General features: G+C 70.3%; 17 protein-coding genes and 1 pseudogene. 15 read left to right on the forward strand and 3 right to left on the reverse strand.

The features are described 5' to 3' along the window. The first annotated feature begins 275 nt into the window (after positions 1-275). From mihF to BO226_RS07080, 6 genes are all read left to right on the forward strand, one after another. Entirely contained in the window at positions 276-596 is a 321-nt protein-coding gene (gene mihF / locus BO226_RS07055) for an integration host factor, actinobacterial type (RefSeq protein ID WP_006551450.1), read from the forward strand. Between the two features lie 64 nt (positions 597-660). Then, positions 661-1,212, forward strand: coding sequence for a guanylate kinase (gmk, locus tag BO226_RS07060; protein ID WP_041803328.1), 552 nt, complete (start codon positions 661-663; stop codon positions 1,210-1,212). Positions 1,213-1,288: 76 nt separating this feature from the next. Beyond that, positions 1,289-1,591 carry a DNA-directed RNA polymerase subunit omega gene (gene rpoZ, locus BO226_RS07065; RefSeq protein ID WP_006551452.1) on the forward strand — a complete coding sequence of 101 codons (303 nt, stop codon included), beginning with the start codon at positions 1,289-1,291 and terminating at the stop codon, positions 1,589-1,591. Beyond that, the gene (gene coaBC / locus BO226_RS07070; RefSeq protein WP_071934880.1) at positions 1,588-2,871 is read left to right on the forward strand and encodes a bifunctional phosphopantothenoylcysteine decarboxylase/phosphopantothenate--cysteine ligase CoaBC; all 1,284 of its coding nucleotides are present in this window, start codon (positions 1,588-1,590) and stop codon (positions 2,869-2,871) included. The genes rpoZ and coaBC overlap by 4 nt, the downstream gene beginning before the upstream one ends. Positions 2,872-3,005: 134 nt before the next feature. Beyond that, positions 3,006-4,220, forward strand: coding sequence for a methionine adenosyltransferase (gene metK / locus BO226_RS07075; RefSeq protein ID WP_024100789.1), 1,215 nt, complete (start codon positions 3,006-3,008; stop codon positions 4,218-4,220). Positions 4,221-4,237: 17 nt separating this feature from the next. Further along, the gene (locus tag BO226_RS07080; protein WP_071934881.1) at positions 4,238-6,256 is read left to right on the forward strand and encodes a primosomal protein N'; all 2,019 of its coding nucleotides are present in this window, start codon (positions 4,238-4,240) and stop codon (positions 6,254-6,256) included. 37 nt (positions 6,257-6,293) lie between these two features. On the opposite strand, the gene BO226_RS27960 is transcribed toward BO226_RS07080, so the two are convergent. Both BO226_RS27960 and BO226_RS27965 read right to left on the reverse strand, forming a co-directional pair. Then, on the reverse strand, positions 6,294-6,500 hold the full coding sequence (locus BO226_RS27960; RefSeq protein ID WP_232238155.1) for a hypothetical protein: 207 nt from the start codon (positions 6,498-6,500) through the stop codon (positions 6,294-6,296). A 124-nt stretch (positions 6,501-6,624) separates the two neighbouring features. Next, positions 6,625-6,840 (reverse strand): annotated as a pseudogene (locus tag BO226_RS27965) (hemerythrin domain-containing protein); the annotation flags it as partial. A 344-nt stretch (positions 6,841-7,184) separates the two neighbouring features. Between BO226_RS27965 and BO226_RS07090 the strand changes: the two are divergent. The 9 genes from BO226_RS07090 (at position 7,185) to BO226_RS07130 (ending at position 17,362) form a co-directional block, all read left to right on the forward strand. Beyond that, positions 7,185-8,216: an esterase/lipase family protein gene (locus tag BO226_RS07090; protein ID WP_006551456.1), complete on the forward strand. Its 1,032-nt coding sequence runs from the start codon at positions 7,185-7,187 to the stop codon at positions 8,214-8,216. A 210-nt stretch (positions 8,217-8,426) separates the two neighbouring features. Beyond that, positions 8,427-9,347, forward strand: coding sequence for a methionyl-tRNA formyltransferase (fmt, locus tag BO226_RS07095; protein ID WP_071934882.1), 921 nt, complete (start codon positions 8,427-8,429; stop codon positions 9,345-9,347). After that, on the forward strand, positions 9,344-10,825 hold the full coding sequence (locus BO226_RS07100) for an RsmB/NOP family class I SAM-dependent RNA methyltransferase (RefSeq protein WP_071934883.1): 1,482 nt from the start codon (positions 9,344-9,346) through the stop codon (positions 10,823-10,825). The genes fmt and BO226_RS07100 overlap by 4 nt, the downstream gene beginning before the upstream one ends. Positions 10,826-10,930: 105 nt before the next feature. After that, positions 10,931-11,335 (forward strand): hypothetical protein, encoded by a 405-nt coding sequence (locus BO226_RS07105; protein ID WP_232238068.1) that lies wholly within the window; start codon positions 10,931-10,933, stop codon positions 11,333-11,335. Then, positions 11,325-12,914, forward strand: coding sequence for a sensor histidine kinase (locus tag BO226_RS07110; protein WP_071934885.1), 1,590 nt, complete (start codon positions 11,325-11,327; stop codon positions 12,912-12,914). Before BO226_RS07105 ends, BO226_RS07110 begins: the two co-directional genes overlap by 11 nt. Continuing rightward, on the forward strand, positions 12,911-13,573 hold the full coding sequence (locus BO226_RS07115) for a response regulator transcription factor (RefSeq protein ID WP_006551461.1): 663 nt from the start codon (positions 12,911-12,913) through the stop codon (positions 13,571-13,573). The genes BO226_RS07110 and BO226_RS07115 overlap by 4 nt, the downstream gene beginning before the upstream one ends. Beyond that, the gene (locus tag BO226_RS07120) at positions 13,570-15,072 is read left to right on the forward strand and encodes an SLC13 family permease (RefSeq protein ID WP_071934886.1); all 1,503 of its coding nucleotides are present in this window, start codon (positions 13,570-13,572) and stop codon (positions 15,070-15,072) included. The genes BO226_RS07115 and BO226_RS07120 overlap by 4 nt, the downstream gene beginning before the upstream one ends. A gap of 79 nt (positions 15,073-15,151) precedes the next feature. Next, a complete protein-coding gene (locus tag BO226_RS07125) occupies positions 15,152-16,387 on the forward strand; it encodes a glycerate kinase family protein (protein ID WP_071934887.1) in 1,236 nt (411 codons plus the stop codon). Positions 16,388-16,432: 45 nt separating this feature from the next. After that, the gene (locus BO226_RS07130; protein ID WP_006551464.1) at positions 16,433-17,362 is read left to right on the forward strand and encodes a 1-phosphofructokinase family hexose kinase; all 930 of its coding nucleotides are present in this window, start codon (positions 16,433-16,435) and stop codon (positions 17,360-17,362) included. Between the two features lie 31 nt (positions 17,363-17,393). On the opposite strand, the gene BO226_RS07135 is transcribed toward BO226_RS07130, so the two are convergent. Continuing rightward, a complete protein-coding gene (locus tag BO226_RS07135; protein WP_071934888.1) occupies positions 17,394-17,951 on the reverse strand; it encodes a VOC family protein in 558 nt (185 codons plus the stop codon). Between the last annotated feature and the right edge of the window lie 8 nt (positions 17,952-17,959).

The raw sequence follows: 17,959 nt of genomic DNA on the forward strand, positions 1-17,959 counted from the left end.
TGAGTAGGGGAGCCGCCCGACCCGATGCGTCCCCCTCCGTCGCAGCAGATTACCGGTGACCTGGGGTTATTCTCTGTTGGGGCAGTTCGTGGCGATGCCTGGACGCCGATCGGGGGGTGCGGGATCCACTGCCGGAACGGCGTGCACTACCGCACGGATTTTCGAGCGGATCGCCGGGGGGTGGGTTCGCATTCGTCGGTGGTCGTGAGTACGGTCGCTATCGCCGCTGGTTACAGCGGTGAAGACTCGAAAGCCAACGATGAGACGGAGGAACCGTGGCCCTTCCCCAGCTGACCGATGAGCAGCGCGCCGCTGCTCTGGAGAAGGCGGCTGCTGCCCGTCGTGCCCGGGCTGAGCTCAAGGAGCGCCTCAAGCGCGGCGGCACCGACCTCAAGCAGGTGCTCAAGGACGCCGAGAACGACGAGATCCTCGGCAAGATGAAGGTGTCGGCGCTGCTCGAGGCCCTGCCGAAGGTCGGCAAGGTCAAGGCGCAGGAAATCATGACCGAGCTGGAGATCGCCCCGACCCGCCGTCTGCGCGGCCTCGGCGACCGTCAGCGCAAGGCCCTGCTCGCCAGGTTCGATTTCGACGCCTGAGCACGTGGTAGCTGACGCACGACCCGTGACGGACAGCGCACCCGCAACGCGGAGGGGCCGGCTGGTGGTACTGGCCGGACCCTCCGCGGTGGGTAAGTCGACCGTCGTACGCCTTCTGCGGAGCCGGATCCCGGATCTGCACTTCAGTGTCTCGGCCACCACCCGGGACCCGCGACCGGGTGAGGTGGACGGGGTGGACTACCACTTCGTCGGCCGCGCCGAGTTCGACCGGATGATCGAAGCCGGTGAACTGCTCGAATGGGCCGACATCCATGGCGGCCTGCAGCGATCGGGTACTCCGGCCAAACCGGTGCTCGACGCACTCGCCGAGGGGCATCCGGTGCTCGTGGAGGTCGACCTCGCGGGAGCGCGGGCCGTCCGTGCGGCGATGCAGGACGCGGTCCTCGTCTTTCTCGCCCCGCCCAGTTGGGAGGTGCTCGTCGAGCGCCTCACCGGCCGAGGCACCGAAACCGACGAGGTCGTCGCTCGCAGGCTCGATACCGCCCGCAGCGAACTGGCCGCGCAGGACGAGTTCGACGTCGTGATCGTCAACGACGATGTCGACCGGGCCTGCGATGAATTGGTATCCTTGTTGGTTGGACCCGGAGCCGACTGATCCGTCCGCGCCTCGAGCGCATCCGGCTGCCGGTTCCGGCGCCCTCCCATCCCGCGACCTCTCAGGAGAACACCGAGTGAGCAGCATCCAGGCAGCCGCGACCGACCTCGAGGGCAACACCCTTCCGGTCTACGACACCCCCACGGGTATCACCAACCCGCCTATCGACGAGCTGCTCGAGCGCGCCTCCTCGAAGTACGCGCTGGTGATCTACGCCGCCAAGCGGGCACGCCAGATCAACGACTACTACAACCAACTCGGCGACGGCATCCTCGAGTACGTCGGCCCCCTCGTGGAGCCGGGTCTGCAGGAGAAGCCGCTGTCGATCGCCCTGCGCGAGATCCACTCGGATCTGCTCGAGCACACCGAAGGCGAGTGAGCAACCCCGCTTCGAGCGGCGAGGCCGGATCCGTGCAGCGCCGCCGCATCGTCGTCGGTGTCGCCGGTGGCATCGCCGCCTACAAGTCCTGCGCACTGATCCGGGCCTTCACCGAGAGCGGACACCACGTGCGGGTCGTCCCGACGGAGTCCGCCCTCCAATTCGTCGGTCGCGCCACCTTCGAGGCGCTCTCCGGCAACCCTGTGCAGACCGGTGTGTTCGCCGAGGTGCCGCAGGTGCAGCACGTCCGGCTCGGCCAGGAGGCCGACCTCGTCGTCATCGCTCCGGCCACCGCCGACCTCATGGCGCGGGCGGTCGCGGGTCGCGCCGACGACCTCCTCACGGCCACCCTGCTCACCGCGCGGTGCCCCGTGATGTTCGTGCCCGCGATGCACACCGAGATGTGGGAGCATCCCGCGACCGTCGACAACGTCGCGACGCTGCGTCGCCGCGGTGCCGTGGTCGTCGAACCGGCCTCGGGTCGGCTGACGGGCAAGGACACCGGTGCCGGGCGCATGCCCGAACCCGACGAGATCTTCAATCTGGCCTCGCTGCTGCTCGAGCGGGCCGACGCGCTGCCCCGCGACCTCGCCGGTCGCCGCGTCGTCGTGTCCGCCGGCGGTACCCGTGAGCCCCTCGACCCGGTGCGCTTCCTCGGCAACCGGTCGTCCGGCAAGCAGGGCTACGCGCTCGCCCGTCTCGCCGCTCAGCGCGGCGCCGACGTCACGCTCGTCGCCGGCAGCATCGCGGGTCTCGACGACCCGGCCGCGGTCGACGTCGTGCGGGTCCAGACGGCCGCACAGATGCAGGACGCCGTCGCCAAGCACGCCTCGGGTGCCGACGCGGTCATCATGTCCGCGGCCGTCGCCGATTTCCGGCCCTTCACCTTCGCGACCAGCAAGATCAAGAAAGGTGAGGGCGAACCCGATTCCATCGCGCTGACGAAGAACGACGACATCCTCGCCGGTCTCGTCCGAGCGCGTGCCGAAGGCGGCCTGTCCGCCGAGACGGTCATCGTCGGGTTCGCAGCGGAGACCGGCGACGAACACGGAGACGTGCTCACCTACGCCCGCGAGAAGCTCGCCCGCAAGGGATGCGATCTTCTCGTCGTCAACGCCGTCGGCGAAGGTAAGGCCTTCGAGGTCGACGACAACAACGGCTGGTTGCTGTCCGCGGACGGTTCGGAAACCGCCCTCGCCCACGGGTCGAAGGCCCTCATGGCCAGCCGCGTGCTCGACGCGCTGGGACCTCTGCTGGCGGAACGCAGCAGAATCGGGTGATTTCAATACTCGCGCCGACGCCTGCGGAGCAGTAGCGTCGGCACTGCGATCGGGTCCTGCCGACCCGATCGGGGAGCGCATGCTCCATACGGTTTGTCCGTCCAGCGCCTGGCGCACAGTCGAGAGGGAGTTTCGTGAGCAAGACCGGCGGTCGTCTTTTCACCAGTGAGTCCGTGACCGAAGGGCATCCGGACAAGATCTGTGACGCGATCAGCGACTCGGTTCTCGACGCGCTCCTCACCGAGGATCCTCGTGCCCGGGTAGCGGTGGAAACCCTCGTCACCACGGGCCAGGTGCACGTGGTCGGTGAGGTCACCACCTCGGCATACGCCGACATCCCCAAGATCGTCCGCGATCGGGTGCTCGAGATCGGCTACGACTCGTCGTCGAAGGGCTTCGACGGCAACTCCTGCGGTGTCAACATCGCGATCGGCGCGCAGTCGCCCGAGATCGCCGGCGGCGTCGACGTCTCGCACGAGGCGCGCAGCGGTGTGCTCACCGACGACGAGGTCGCCCGCCAGGGCGCCGGCGACCAGGGCCTGATGTTCGGCTACGCCTGCTCCGATACGCCCGAACTCATGCCGCTGCCGATCTCTCTCGCACATCGCCTGTCGCGCCGGCTCACCGAGGTCCGCAAGTCGGGGGTTCTGCCGTACCTGCGTCCCGACGGCAAGACCCAGGTCACCATCGAGTACGACGGCGACAAGCCCGTCCGTCTCGACACGATCGTCATCTCGACGCAGCACGCCGCCGACATCGATCTGAACAACCTGCTCGCGCCGGATCTGCGCACCCACGTCGTCGACGCGGTGCTCGCCGACCCGAACCTGGCCGATCTCGACACGGCCGATGTGCGTCTGCTGGTCAACCCGTCCGGATCGTTCGTCCTCGGCGGCCCGATGGGCGACGCCGGCCTCACCGGCCGCAAGATCATCGTCGACACCTACGGCGGCATGGCCCGCCACGGTGGTGGCGCGTTCTCCGGCAAGGATCCGTCGAAGGTCGACCGTTCGGCCGCCTACGCGATGCGCTGGGTCGCCAAGACCGCCGTCGCCGCCGGTCTCGCCGACCGCATCGAGGTGCAGGTCGCCTACGCGATCGGCAAGGCTGCTCCGGTGGGTCTGTTCGTCGAGACCTTCGGCACCGAGAAGACCGACCCGGCCCGCATCCAGCAGGCCATCGGCGAGGTCTTCGACCTGCGCCCGGGCGCGATCATCCGTGATCTCGACCTGCTGCGCCCGATCTACGCGCAGACCGCTGCGTACGGCCACTTCGGCCGTACCGACATCGACCTGCCCTGGGAGAACACCGACCGCGCCGACAAGCTGCGCGCGGCCGCCGGCCTGTAGATTCCGATCGGGCCCGGGTGGCTGCTGATTTCGACGCCGCCGAGGTCGATCCGGTTGCGCGGGTTCTCCCGCTGCTACCGGTTCCGCACCTCGACCGGGAGTTCGACTACCTGATCCCGCGCGACCTGGACGCGGACGCCCGCCCGGGCGTCCGCGTCCGCGTCCGCTTCGCCGGACGTCTCGTCGACGGTTTCCTGCTCGCACGCGCCGCGACGAGCGATCACACCGGCAAGCTCGGCCGACTCGACCGCGTCGTCTCGTCCGAGCAGGTCCTCACGTCCGAGATCGCTGCTCTGGCAGAGGAAGTCGCGACCCGCTATGCCGGGACCCGGGCCGACGTGCTGCGTCTGGCGGTACCTCCGCGACACGCACGTGTCGAAGCCGAGGCGTCGCGCCCACCGGAACCTCCGCCTGTTCCGGAGATCGATCCTGCCGCGTGGGGCCGGTACCGGCACGGCGAGAACTTCCTCGAAGCGCTCGGCGGCGGCCGCGCCCCGCGCGCGTCCTGGCAGGCGCTGCCCGGTGAGGATTGGCCCCGACGGCTCGCCGAACTCGCCGCACTGACCCTCGCCTCGGGGAAGGCGGCCGTGCTCGTCGTTCCCGACCAGCGTGACCTCGACCGTCTCGTGAAGGCGTGTGCAGACGTCGCCGGGGCCGATCACGTCGTCGGCCTCGCCGCCGGCCTCGGACCGGCCGAACGGTATCGACGCTGGCTTGCGGCGCTGCGCGGATCCGCGCGCATCGTCGTCGGGACCCGGGCCGCCGTCTTCGCGCCGACCCACGATCTCGGGCTCCTCGTGGTATGGGACGACGGCGACGACCTGCACTGCGAACCACGGTCCCCGTATCCGCACGCCCGCGAAGTGGCTGCTCTGCGCGCCCACGCGGTCGGTGCCGCCATCGTGATCGCCGGGCACGCCCGCACCGCGGAGACCCAGGCGCTCGTCGAGGCCGGCTGGGCACACGATCTCGTGGCACCCCGCGACGTCGTACGGGCGTGCGCGCCGAAGGTCACGGCCCTCGCCGACAGCGACCACGCACTCGCACGGGATCCGGCCGCGCGTGCCGCGCGACTGCCTGCCATCGCGTTCGCCGCCGCCCGATCCGCTCTCGCGGTCGACCGCCCGGTGCTCGTGCAGGTACCGCGGCGCGGATACGTGCCCGCGCTCGCGTGCGGAAAGTGCCGGGCACCCGCCCGCTGCCGGCACTGCAACGGCCCGCTCGCACTGCCCACGGCGGCCGGTCCCGACGGTGCCGCGATCCCGGCATGCCGCTGGTGCGGTGTCGCCGATGCGCGTCACCGCTGCCACGCGTGCGGCGCGCGCTCGTTGCGGGCCGTGGTGGTCGGGGCGGCTCGCACCGCCGAAGAACTGGGCCGCGCCTTCCCGGGCGTGCCGGTCGTGACCTCCGGCGGCAACGACGTCAAGCACACCGTGCCCGGTTCGGCGTCGCTCGTCGTCTCCACCGTGGGCGCCGAACCCGTCGCCGAGGGCGGTTACGGGGCGGCGCTGCTCCTGGACGGGTGGGCCCTGCTCGGCCGTGCCGATCTGCGCGCCACCGAGGAGACGATGCGCCGCTGGCTCACCGCATCGGCGCTCGTACGGTCGTTCGCCGACGGGGGACAGGTCGTGGTCGTCGCCGATTCCGGGATCCCCACCGTGCAGGCGCTCGTGCGTTGGGATCCTGTGGGACACGCCCAGTCCGAGGTCTCCGAACGAGCCGAGGTCGGTTTCCCGCCCGCGGTCCACATGGCCGCGATCGACGGGTCGTCCGCGGCGGTCGCTGAACTGCTCGAGGCCACACACCTGCCCGAGGGAGCCGAGGTGCTCGGGCCCGTGCCGCTCCCGCCGGGGCAACGACTGCCGTTCGGATCCGAGGGACCCGAACCGGAGGACGTGCACCGGATGATCGTGCGGGTCGCACGCGAGCGCGGTCGCGCACTCGGTCGCGCCCTGCGCGACGCCCAGGCCACCCGCACGGCGCGTCGCGCGGACGGTCCGCTTCGGGTTCAGGTGGATCCGCCGCGTATCGGCTGACCCGGCCGCGGAGGGGGCGCGGATCTCCGCTGCCGGCCTAGGCCGCTTTCGGAATCGGTTGCGACGGAATGGATGCGGCGTCCGTACCCTTCCACAGCGCCGCGAAGTCGTGGCGATGTCGAATGCCCAGGATGCGCAGCAGGACGAAACGCGGTACGGGCGGCACGAGGTGCACGACGTGATCGCGCGAGGAGTCGTCGAGACCGTCGATGAGCCAGTTCCCTTCCTTGCCGAGCTGCTGCATCCCCTTCGGCTCGATATTGAACTCCTGGTCCCACGCGCCACTGCGCGTCGGTGATGCTGGTCGAGACCAGTGGCATCATCTCCCGCTCCTCACGTTCGAGATGGGGGAGCAGAACCTCGGACAAGCGGGACAGTGCTGCACCGAGTGCTTCGCCGGAGCCGGGGCGGTCGGCGCGGAGATCGCGTGCCGCCTCCTCGACTGGGGCGATCGCAGGCTCGATGGTGCGGTGGTCGGCGTTCATCCTCTCCACGAGCGGTGCCGCGTCGGGATTGCACTGCATCACACGCGGATAGAGTCCACGGTCCTCGGACCAGTGGTGATGGTGAAGGAAATCCATCATGCACAACACGTGGTGGGCGAGGGCCACTCGGTGGGTCTGCTGCCATGTCTTCGTCGAGGTGGCGACCTCATGCGGAGGAGGTCGCGGCGGAGGGCGGAGTGCGCGATTCCCATGATTCGGGTATCGGCGGATCCGTCGGGATCGGTGGAGTGTCCGTCGACGGAGGCTGTTCCCAGTGTCGATCCGGCGTGGACCGAGAGCAAGACCCGCCGGCTGCTGCCGTACATACGGACGACAGCGACACGCGTTGCCGGGGATATTATTTGTCACAGTAACGGAGCCGGTGATTGTGACCGATCTACTTCCGTAGGTGCCGGGTAGGCGCAGGAGGAGAGGGCGGACGAATGGGTGCCGGGCGGAGTGTCGGTGGTGTCGTCGGAGCGTGTGTCGTCGCGATGCTGACTGTGGGTGCCGCGGCACTGACTGTGGGCGCAGCGGCGGCGCAGCCGCTCCCGTCCGACGACGGACCGATCCTCGGTCTCGGGGAAGGGTCGTACAGCAGCGTGCCCGTCCCGGCGGGACCGGTGGCCACCGGGCACGCCGAAGCGGCCGAATACGCCGAGAACAACCCCGATGTCGCCCCCGCCGGTAGCAACGACTTCGCGTGCGTGCCGTCCGAGGAGCGCCCTCATCCGGTGGTGCTCGCGCACGGCACCGATTCCAACGCCTACTCCGACTTCGCTGCGCTCTCGCCGCTGCTCGCCGCGTCAGGCTGGTGCGTATTCGCCCTGAACTACGGGTTCGCCGACGGTGCCGAGGATTACGGCACGGGCGACATCCGCGTCTCCGCAGCACAGTTCGGTGAGTTCGTCACCGAGGTCCTCGACGCCACCGGTGCGGAGGAGGTCGACGTCGTCGGCTACTCACAGGGAGCCACGGTGGCCCGCTACTACATCAACGAACTCGGGGGTGGCGAGGTCGTCGACCGGTGGGTGGGGATCGCGTCGCCGAGCTACGGAGGCACCTTCTACGGCATCGGGGCCGCCGTCGCCGCGCTGCCCGGAGCGACCGACATCGTCGAGGGCGAGTTCTCCGTCGCCCTCGTGCAGCAGCTTCAGGGGTCGGAACTGCTCACCGAACTCAACACACCCACCGACACCGTGCCCGGCGTGCGCTACACGACCATCGGTAGCGAGGTCGACGAGGTCATCCAGCCCGCCGGCAATGTCGCACTCCATGGTGAGGGCGCCGTCAATCACGTGATCCAGGAGCTGTGCCCGCAAGATCTGACCGGCCACTTCAACATGGTCTACGACCCCTTCTCGCTGCAGCTCGCGCGGCACGCGCTCGACCCCGACCGGTACGCGATCGGGGAGTGCACCACCGTCGCGCTCGGCACCGGTATCCCCGAACTGATCCTCCAGTCCAACACCTGAGCGCGGGCGCTCGGGCTCCGACGCCTGAGCTCCATGCTCTCCGGTGCCGGCCTCCGCGAGGTGACCGCCCGGCGCGGTGATGCAGGTCGCACGACGTCGACTCCCTAGACTGTGAGAGGTCATCGCCGTCGAAAACTGGAGCAGCATCCGTGACATCCCCGCACAGTCCACACGCAGCGCACCCCACCTCCTGCTCGGCGGTGCTCTGACATGCGCGTGGTCTTCGCGGGAACACCGGAACCCGCCGTCCCGTCGCTGCTCCGCCTCATCGAGTCACGCCACGAGGTCGTCGCGGTGGTCACCCGCCCCGACACCACCGCCGGTCGCGGCCGGAAGGTCGTGCGATCCGCCGTGGGGCAGATCGCCGACGAACACGGCATCGAGGTCCTCACGCCGCGCTCGCCGCGCGACCCCGAGTTCGTCGCGCGACTGACCGAACTCGCACCCGACTGCTGCCCCGTGGTGGCCTACGGCGCCCTGATCCCGCAGGACGTCCTGGACATCCCTGTGCACGGATGGGTGAACCTCCATTTCTCGCTGCTGCCCGCCTGGCGCGGCGCGGCGCCCGTGCAGGCGGCGATCGCTGCCGGTGACGAGATCACCGGAGCGAGCACCTTCCGGCTCGAGGCCGGCCTCGACACCGGTCCGGTCTACGGCGTCGTCACCGAGACGATCCGTCCCACCGACACCGCCGGCGACCTGCTCGGCCGCCTCGCCGAGGCCGGTGCGACGCTGCTCGAATCCACCCTCGACGGCCTCGAAGACGGCATCCTCACGCCCGCACCGCAGCCGGCCGACGGTGTCTCGCACGCGCCCAAGATCACCGTCGAGGCCGCCCAGGTCCAGTGGACACTCCCCGCACACGTCGTCGACCGGCGAATTCGCGCCGTCACGCCCGCTCCGGGTGCGTGGACGATGATCGGCGACCTGCGCGTGAAGATCGGTCCCGTGACGGTGACCGACGAGACCCTCGAACCCGGTGAGCTCGACATCCGCAAGGACGGCGTGCTCGTCGGTACCGCTACCACTGCCGTCCGGCTCGGGACGGTGCAACCGCCCGGGAAGAAGGCGATGACAGCCACGGACTGGGCGCGCGGCGCCCGTCTCGACCCGAAGGTGCGTGCGCGATGAGCGAATCCGGCAGGCCCCCGCGGGGCAAGCGCAATGCCGGAGGACGGAACCCCGCAGGTCGCGGGAGACGCAGCGGCGGTGGGAAGCCGAACCGCAATCCGGCGTCCGAACACGCCCCCCGACCGTGGAAGCCTCCCGCCGACCCCGCACGCGTCGCCGCGCGGGACGTGCTGCGCGCCGTGCGCGAACGGGACGCCTACGCCAATCTCGTTCTCCCGTCGCTGCTCCGGGAGCGGCATCTCGACGCGCGCGACGCCGCCCTGGCCACCGAGCTCACCTACGGCGCGGCCCGCGCGCGAGGCCTGCTGGACGCCGTGATCGCCGACGCCGCGAACCGTCCCGTCGACGAGATCGACGGCGCGCTGCTCGACGTACTGCGTCTGGGTGCCTACCAGTTGCTGCGCACGCGCGTCGCCCCGCACGCCGCCGTCGCCACGAGCGTCGACCTCGTCCGGGCCGAATTCGGATCGGGCCGAGCAGGTTTCGTCAACGCGGTGCTTCGTCGTGTGGGTGAGCGTTCGGAGGAGGAGTGGATCACGCTGCTCGCCCCCGACCCGGACCGCGACCCGGTGGGTCACCTGGCCTTCCGGTACGCGCACCCCCTGTGGATCGCGCAAGCGTTCGCCCACGCGCTCGGATCGGATGCCTCCGAACTCGCCGACGTCCTCGCCGCCGACGACGCGCGCCCGATCGTCCACCTCGTCGCCCGGCCCGGGGTTATCACCGCGGAGGAACTCGCGCTCGTCACCGGCGGTGAGCTCGGACCGTGGTCGCCCTATGCGGTGCACCTCGAGCACGGCGACCCCGGCCGCCTCGAACCCGTCCGGGAAGGCATGGCCGCAGTCCAGGACGAAGGCAGCCAGCTCGTCGCACGTGCCCTCACCCTCGCACCCCTCGTCGGTGAGGACCGGGGCCGCTGGCTCGACCTGTGCGCGGGACCGGGCGGAAAGGCGGCGCTGCTCGGCGCCATCGCCGCGATCGACGGGTTCGCCGTCGACGCGGTCGAACCGGTCGACCACCGCGCGGAACTCGTCCGCAAGACCGCCCGCGACCTGCCGGTGACCGTGCACATCGCCGACGGGCGCGAGCCCGGACTCGAACCGGGCTACGACCGGATCCTCGTGGACGCACCCTGCACGGGTCTCGGCGCGCTGCGTCGGCGTCCCGAGGCGCGGTGGCGACGGCAACCCGGCGACGTCGCCGAACTCGTGCGGCTGCAGAAGGAACTGCTCGCATCGGCGATCGGACTGCTGCGTCCCGGTGGTGTGGTGCTCTACTCGACGTGTTCACCGCACGTCTCGGAGACCGTCGCCGTCGTGTCCGACGCGGTGCGCCGCCACGGTGTCGAACAGCTCGACACCCGCGAACTCGTCCCCGGCGTGCCGCAGGTCGGGGAGGGGCCGGGAGTCCAGCTCTGGCCGCACCGCCACGGCACCGACGCCATGTTCATGGCTGCGCTGCGTAAACCCGAGCGCTGATCGCGACCGCCGGACACGGATCGTCGTGTCCGGCGCCGGGGAAGATGAAAGTCTTCTCATCCGGTCTTCACGATCGATTCACTCCGGTGCAGGATGCTGTTCTCCATGCCGGTGATGAAACGCATGCTCGTGATCGCAGCGCTGCTGCTGATCCCGGCGGCCCTCGCGTGGGGGAGCCAGGCCCTGACACGACCGGCGGGCTCCCCCGAGATCGGTGATGCATCGGTCACCGTCTCCGTCGTGCCGACCACGACCGAGCCCGCGGCGCCGTCCCCCGGGGCCGAGGCGCCCGAGGTACGACCCGAACCCGAGCAGGAGTCGGCGTCCGCACCGTCGGTCCCCGGCACGCAGACATCCCCGCCTGCCGTCGTGCCGGCCCCGGTTCCCGATCCGGGCTGGTCCGACGTCGCGCGTCAGCCCCTGCCGACCCCTCAGGTCGAGTGGGACGACGACTGGGACGACGACGGCGACGACAGTGGGGACGACGACTGGGACGACGATGACGGCTGAGTCCGGGAAGCCGGCCGGGACGGAGCGCACCGGTCACCTCCGCATCCCTCACCCCGGTCGCGGATCCGCTCTCCCTGCCCGGTGGCGCATCCTCAGCTGGATCCTGCTGACCACGGCCGTCGCGCTCGTCGCCGTCGTCGTCACCGCGCGGGTGCTGCTCCTCAACCACGTCGACCGAGATGCGAATGCCGACATCACTCAGGAGATCGACGAATTCCGGGCATTCGCCGCCGAGGGCGTCGACCCCACCACGACGTTCCCGTTCACCTCCGTGGAGCGGATGCTCGAGGTCTATCTCAACCGCCAGCACACCTCGGAGGGCGAGGTGATCGTCGGCGTCGTCGACGGTTCGCTGCTCTTCGACCGCCGTATCGCGGTGGACCGGCCCGACCTGCCGGCGAACCTCACCGAGGACGGTGTGATGTTCGAGCGCATCCTCAACGCCCCCACCGGCTCGGGCGTCCACGAGGTGGACGGTGGACAGATGCGCTGGGCCCGCGCCGACGTCACCTCCGGCGACGACCGGGGCGCGCTGATCGTCGCCGTGTTCACCGCCGAGCAGCGCGCGAAGGTCGCCGACACCGCCCGCACCATCGGACTGGTCGCGATCGGCGGCCTCGGTCTCACGGCGATCATCGGCTGGCTGGTCGCGGGACAGATCCTCGCCCCGATCCGCCAGGTGCGCGAGGTGGCCGCCGCCATCGGCGAGAAGGATCTGACGAGTCGGGTGCCCGTGCACGGACGCGACGACATCGCCGCACTGGCACAGACCTTCAACTCGATGCTCGACCGCCTCGAACAGGCCTACACCACGCAGCAGCAGTTCGTCGACGACGCCGGCCACGAACTGCGGACACCGATCACCGTGATCCGCGGGCACCTCGAACTCATGGATCTCGGTCACGCCGACGACGCGACGCGCGAGGAGACGATCCGGCTCGTCGAGGACGAACTCGACCGGATGGCGCGGATCGTCACCGACCTGCTCGTCCTCGCCAAGGCCGAGCGCCCCGACTTCGTGCAGCGACGACCGGTCGACGTCACCGACCTCATGCTCGACGTCGAGGCCAAGGCGCAGATGCTCGGCACCCGCGACTGGCAGCTCATGGAGATCGCCGAGGGCATGTCCGACATCGACGCCCAACGCGTCACCCAGGCCGTGCTGCAGTACGCAACCAATGCCGTCACGCACACCCACCCTGGGGACGTCATCCAGCTCGGATCCGTCTTCGTCGAGCACGACGGCACCGAGCACCTCCGGATCTGGGTCCGGGACACCGGACCCGGGGTCGCTCCGGACGACGCGGCACGCATCTTCGAACGCTTCCGCCGCGGACGCACCGTCCCCGGTGACCGGCACGGACCCGCCGCCGAACGAGGCGGGGCGGGCCTCGGACTCGCCATCGTCCGCGCCATCGCCGACGCGCACCACGGCTCGGCTTGGGTCGAGAGCGCGGTCGGGCACGGCGCGACCTTCGGCATCGACCTCCCCCTACGAGACCCCGCAGGAACCACCGGCACGACCGGCACGGCCGGTTCCCCCGGTACAGCCGAGACTCGAAGGACCGCATCGCAGTGAGCAGAATCCTCATCGCCGAAGACGACACCCGCATCACCGCCTTCCTCGAGAAGGGGCTGCGCGCAGCGGGATACACCACCACCGACGCCACCGACGGCGAGACCGCCCTGATGCTCGCTCGCAGTGGCGCCTTCGATCTGGTGATCCTCGACATCGGGTTGCCCCGCATGGACGGCTTCACCGTCCTCGAGAGGTTGCGCGGTGAAGGTGTGCGGACCCCCGTGATCGTGCTGACCGCGCGAGACAGCGTCACCGATACCGTCGCGGGGCTCGAGGGCGGTGCCAACGACTATGTGAGCAAACCGTTCCAGTTCGCCGAACTGCTCGCCCGCATCCGGTTGCGCATCGGCGACAGCAGCTCGGCTGCCGATCCGGCAGCGGTGATCCGCGACGGCGACATGGCTCTGGACCTGCGGGCCCGACGCGCCGAGATCGCAGGGGAGAGCGCCGATCTCACCAGCCGCGAGTTCGCCCTGTTCGAGGTCTTCCTGCGTCACCGCGGGCAGGTGCTCTCCCGCGAACAGATCCTCGGGCACGTGTGGGGATACGACTTCGATCCCGCGTCCAACGTCGTCGACGTCTACGTGCGCGCACTGCGCAACAAGATCGGGGGAGACCGGGTCGAGACGATCCGCGGAGCGGGGTACCGGTTGCGATGACCTTCCACGCCACCGTCCCGCCGAGCTCCGTTGCGCCACAGCAGCGTCCGCCGCGCAGACACACCGCCCCGACGCCCGGCCGGATCGTCGCGGTCGGGATACTCGCCGGCACCGTCGGTCTCCTCGTGTATCTCACGCGCACCGACCCCGACCTGACGCCACCGGCCGCCGTCACCATGATCGTGTTCGTCGTGGCCGTCTGGCTGTGGGTGTTCACGAGGATCGACGACACCTATGTGGCGCTCGGCGCTGCCGCGGCCCTCACGGTCGTCGGGGTCATCGACGCGGAGGCACTGTTCGCGACCCTCGGCGACGACGTCGTGTGGCTCCTGTTGTCCGCTTTCGTGATCGCCTCCGGTGTCGCGTCCTCGGGTTTGGCGACGCGGGGCGCGGCCTTCCTGGTGACGGGGGCGCACAGCCCGCGGGCGCTCGTGCACCTGGTGACGGCCGCGCTGATCGTCACCGCGTTCGCGGTCCCGTCGACCTCCGGTCGCGCCGCACTGGTGCTCCCGGTGTTCGTCGCGCTCGCGACGGTCCTCGCAGACCGGCCACGACTGGTGCGGGCACTCGCGTTGCTCTTCCCCACGGTGATCCTGCTGTCGGCGGTGGCGTCGCTGCTCGGCGCCGGTGCGCACCTGATCACCTCGCAGATCCTCGTCACGGCGACCGGCACCGGATTCGACTTCGCGACCTGGATGATCCTCGGCCTGCCGCTGGCGATCGTCTCGTCGCACGCCGCCGCCGAGTTGGTGCTGCTGCTGTTCACCTCCACCGACGATCGGCGCGGACGCCGCACCGTCACCGCCGCCGACATCGGCGCGCAGGCCGACACCCCGGTCTGCGGGCCGCTCTCCGTCGCCGAATCCCGCGCCGCCCTTCTGCTGGTCGTGGTGATGGTGCTGTGGTGCACCGAACCCGTACACGGCATCCACCCGGCGGTGGTGGCGCTGCTCGGTGCGCTCGTCGCGACCTCCCCGCGGTACGGCTCCGTGCGTCTCGCGCCTGCGCTGAAGACCGTGCCGTGGCCTCTGCTGCTGTTCATGGCGGCAACGCTGTCGATCGGTACCGCGCTGACGACGAGCGGCGCGGCGGACTGGCTCGCATCGACGGCCTTCGGCCCGCTCACCTCGCGCGGAGAGGATGCCGGTCCGTTGTTCGTGGTCGTCGTGGTCGTGATCTCCGCTGCGGCGCACCTGGTCATCCAGTCGCGCTCGGCCCGTTCCGCCGTTCTCGTTCCCGTCGTGGTGGCACTCGCCCCGAGCGCAGGTGTCGATCCGCTCGCCGCGGCCTTCGTCTCGACGGCCGCCGCAGGCTTCTGCCACACCCTGCCGTCGTCGGCCAAGCCCGTGACGCTGTTCGCGGACGTGCCCGGCACATCCACCTACTCGACCTCCGACCTGTTGCGCCTGGCAGCGCGGCTCGGCCCGCTCCTCGCCGCGCTGGTCCTGTTGTTCGCGTGGTTCGTCTGGCCGCTGCTCGGCCTGTCGCTGTTCGTCTGATCCCTGTTCCCTCCCCCATTGTCCCGTTTCACGGTCTGTCCCGTTCCACGGTCTGTCCCGTTTCACGATCGGAGTCGTCATGGCTTTGAAGGTTCCTCATCGCGTGCTCGTCGCACCCAGCGGTTTCAAGGAGAGTCTCGATGTGCGCAGCGTCGCCGCTGCGATCGGTGCGGGAGTCCGCCGGGCTCTGCCGTGCGCTGCCGTCGACCTCGTGCCTGTTCCGGACGGTGGGGAGGGCACCGCCGAGATCCTTGCCGAGGCCACCGGCGGCACGCTCGTCCCGGTCACCGTGACCGGTCCCGTCGGCGAGCCGGTGCGGGCGAGCTGGGCGCGTCTCGGTGGTGTCACCCGCGGGACGGCGGTCGTCGAGATGGCCTCGGCCGCCGGCCTTCGTCTCGTGCCCACCGATCGCCGTGATCCCGGTGCCACCACCACCCGCGGGGTCGGTGAACTCGTTGCCGCGGCACTCGACGACGGCATCCGCCGCATCGTCATCGGCTGCGGCGACTCGGGCACCAGCGACGGCGGAGCCGGGGCACTGCGAGCACTCGGCGCCCGGATCCTCGACGCCGACAGCCACGAACTGCCCGACGGGGGACGGCACCTCGCGCGCGCCGCGCGTCTCGATCTCGACGATCTGCACCCGGCGCTCGCCGACACCGAGATCGTCCTGGCCTGCAACGTCCACAACGTCCTGTGTGGGCCGACCGGTGTCGCTCGGGCCTTCGGCCCGCAGAAGGGCGCGACACCCGCGCAGGTCGAGGAGCTGTCCGCCGCTCTGGAGCGCTGGGCGAAGGTGCTCGAACGGGACGGGCGGGCACACGGGCTGGATGTGCGGTTCGGGGCGGGCACCGGCGCCTCAGGCGGCCTCGGTGCCGGTCTGGCCGCGGGCATCGGCGCCCGGATCGCCTCCCGGTTCGACGTGCTGCTCGACAGCGGCCTGTCCGGTATCGATCTCGACTCCCTGATCGCGCGCGCCGATCTGATCATCACCGCCGAGGGCAGCATCGACGTCCAGACCCCGCGCGGCAAGGTGCCCGCGGAGGTCGCCCGCCGCGCCCAGCGCGCCGGGGTGCCGGTGCTCGCCATCGCTGGGTCGCTCGGCGAGGGGGCGCGCGACGTCCACGACGTCGGAATCGGCGCGATCGCGTCGATCATCCCCGTCCCGATGCGCCTCGAGGACGCCGTCGCCAACGGTCACGACCTGCTCGTCGACGCCGCCGCGCGGTCCATGCGTCTGCTGATGCTCGGCTCCGCCGTGGCGAGTCGCAGCAAGGGCCGGGCGAAGAAGCGCAAGCACCGGGCGGCGGCGTGATGCAGTTCCGCGCGCGGCCGGCCGGGGCCGAATAGGGTTCCGGTCATGCCCGAGATCGTCACCCTGACCATGAACCCGGCACTCGACGTCACGACCTTCACCGACGCGGTGGTGCCCACCCGCAAGCTCCGCTGCGACGAACCGTTCTACGACGCCGGCGGGGGAGGAGTGAACGTCGCGAAGGTCGCGCGCGTGCTCGGTGCCTCGGCCGCCGCCGTCTATCCGGCCGGTGGTGCGCGAGGTGAACAGATGAGCGGTCTGCTCGACGACGACGACGTCGAGGAACACATCGTCCCGATCACCGGGTCCACCCGAGAGTGCTTCACGGCGATCGACCGTCGCAGCGGTCAGGAATACCGTTTCGTCACACCCGGTCCCGAGCTGACGGACGAGGAGCAGGAACGCTGCCTCGCGACACTCGAGAAGGTCGCCGAAGGCGCGAAGTACGTGGTGGCGAGCGGCAGCTTCCCGCCCGGTGTACCCGGCACCTTCGTCCGACGCATCGCGGCGGCGGCGCACGAGGCCGGCGCGCGGTTCGTCCTCGACTCGTCGGGCGATGCGCTGACCAGCATCGATTCGGGTGTCTACCTAGTCAAACCGAGCCTGGACGAGTTGTGCGAGTGGACCGGGCGGGAGCTGGCCACCGACGACGAGCAGATCGCGGCCGCGCGCGAACTCGTCACCTCCGGTGTCACGGAGATCGTGGTCGTCTCGCTCGGCGCAGACGGGGCGATCATGGTGACCGCCGACGAGGCCGTGCGGGTGCCGGCCCTGGCGGCCAAGGTGCGCAGCGCCGTCGGCGCCGGCGACAGCATGGTCGCCGGACTCGTCGTCGGACTGCTGCAGGAACGATCGTTGCGGGACGCGCTTGCTCTCGGGATCGCCTGCGGCACCGCGGCACTGCTCACCGCCGGAAGCCACGTCTGCCACCGCGAGGACATCGATCGTTTCGACGCCCTCGCCCGCCTGGTCTGACGACCCGCGGCGCCGGTCCGGCGACCGCCGGTCACACTGCGCGAGACCGTGGATCCCGCAGGGTACGAACGGCTTCGGTGAGTGTCGAGTGGATGTACCCGAGTTCCGGACTCGCGATGTGCGACCAGTCCGGCGACTCGTCCGCTGCCGCATCGTCCGTCCACGCGGATGTGTCGGCGCCGGGATCGTGCCGCTGGATCCACCAGAGATTGCCGGACGGATCCGAGAACCGGGCGAGGACATCGCCGAAGAAGTCCGTAGGCCGTGTGACGATCGCCGCGCCGTGCTGCGTGGCGCGTTCGAGGACGGCATCGACGTCGTGCACGTGGACCCGTACGAAGGCGGGGGTGAAGGGCCAGTCCGGTTTCCGGTCGGCGACCACGAGCACGGAGTCGCCGACCCGCACCTCCGAGTGGAGGAGGAGCCCGTCGTGGTCGAGGGTGCGCGCTTCGGGCACCTCCTCGGCCTCGAAGACGGCGACGAGGAAGTCGACGAGTTCGGTTGCTCCGTCGGAGATCAGGAAGGTGTCGACGGTGTTCGATCCGTCCGGACGGGGAGGGAGGGATTCGCGGTGATGGAGATCGGTCACGATGATCC

The organism is Rhodococcus sp. 2G (assembly GCF_001886355.1).
Lineage (GTDB): Bacteria > Actinomycetota > Actinomycetes > Mycobacteriales > Mycobacteriaceae > Rhodococcus > Rhodococcus pyridinivorans.

What these genes read in the sequence shown, in the direction of transcription:
- BO226_RS27960 (WP_232238155.1), bottom strand. Translation starts at nt 6,500, where the DNA reads ATGCAGCAGCTCGGCAAGGAAGGGAACTGGCTCATCGACGGTCTCGAC.
- BO226_RS07125 (WP_071934887.1), top strand. Translation starts at nt 15,152, where the DNA reads ATGGCTTTGAAGGTTCCTCATCGCGTGCTCGTCGCACCCAGCGGTTTC.
- BO226_RS07090 (WP_006551456.1), top strand. Translation starts at nt 7,185, where the DNA reads ATGGGTGCCGGGCGGAGTGTCGGTGGTGTCGTCGGAGCGTGTGTCGTC.
- BO226_RS07105 (WP_232238068.1), top strand. Translation starts at nt 10,931, where the DNA reads ATGCCGGTGATGAAACGCATGCTCGTGATCGCAGCGCTGCTGCTGATC.
- BO226_RS07130 (WP_006551464.1), top strand. Translation starts at nt 16,433, where the DNA reads ATGCCCGAGATCGTCACCCTGACCATGAACCCGGCACTCGACGTCACG.
- BO226_RS07100 (WP_071934883.1), top strand. Translation starts at nt 9,344, where the DNA reads ATGAGCGAATCCGGCAGGCCCCCGCGGGGCAAGCGCAATGCCGGAGGA.
- BO226_RS07120 (WP_071934886.1), top strand. Translation starts at nt 13,570, where the DNA reads ATGACCTTCCACGCCACCGTCCCGCCGAGCTCCGTTGCGCCACAGCAG.
- BO226_RS07110 (WP_071934885.1), top strand. Translation starts at nt 11,325, where the DNA reads ATGACGGCTGAGTCCGGGAAGCCGGCCGGGACGGAGCGCACCGGTCAC.
- fmt (WP_071934882.1), top strand. Translation starts at nt 8,427, where the DNA reads ATGCGCGTGGTCTTCGCGGGAACACCGGAACCCGCCGTCCCGTCGCTG.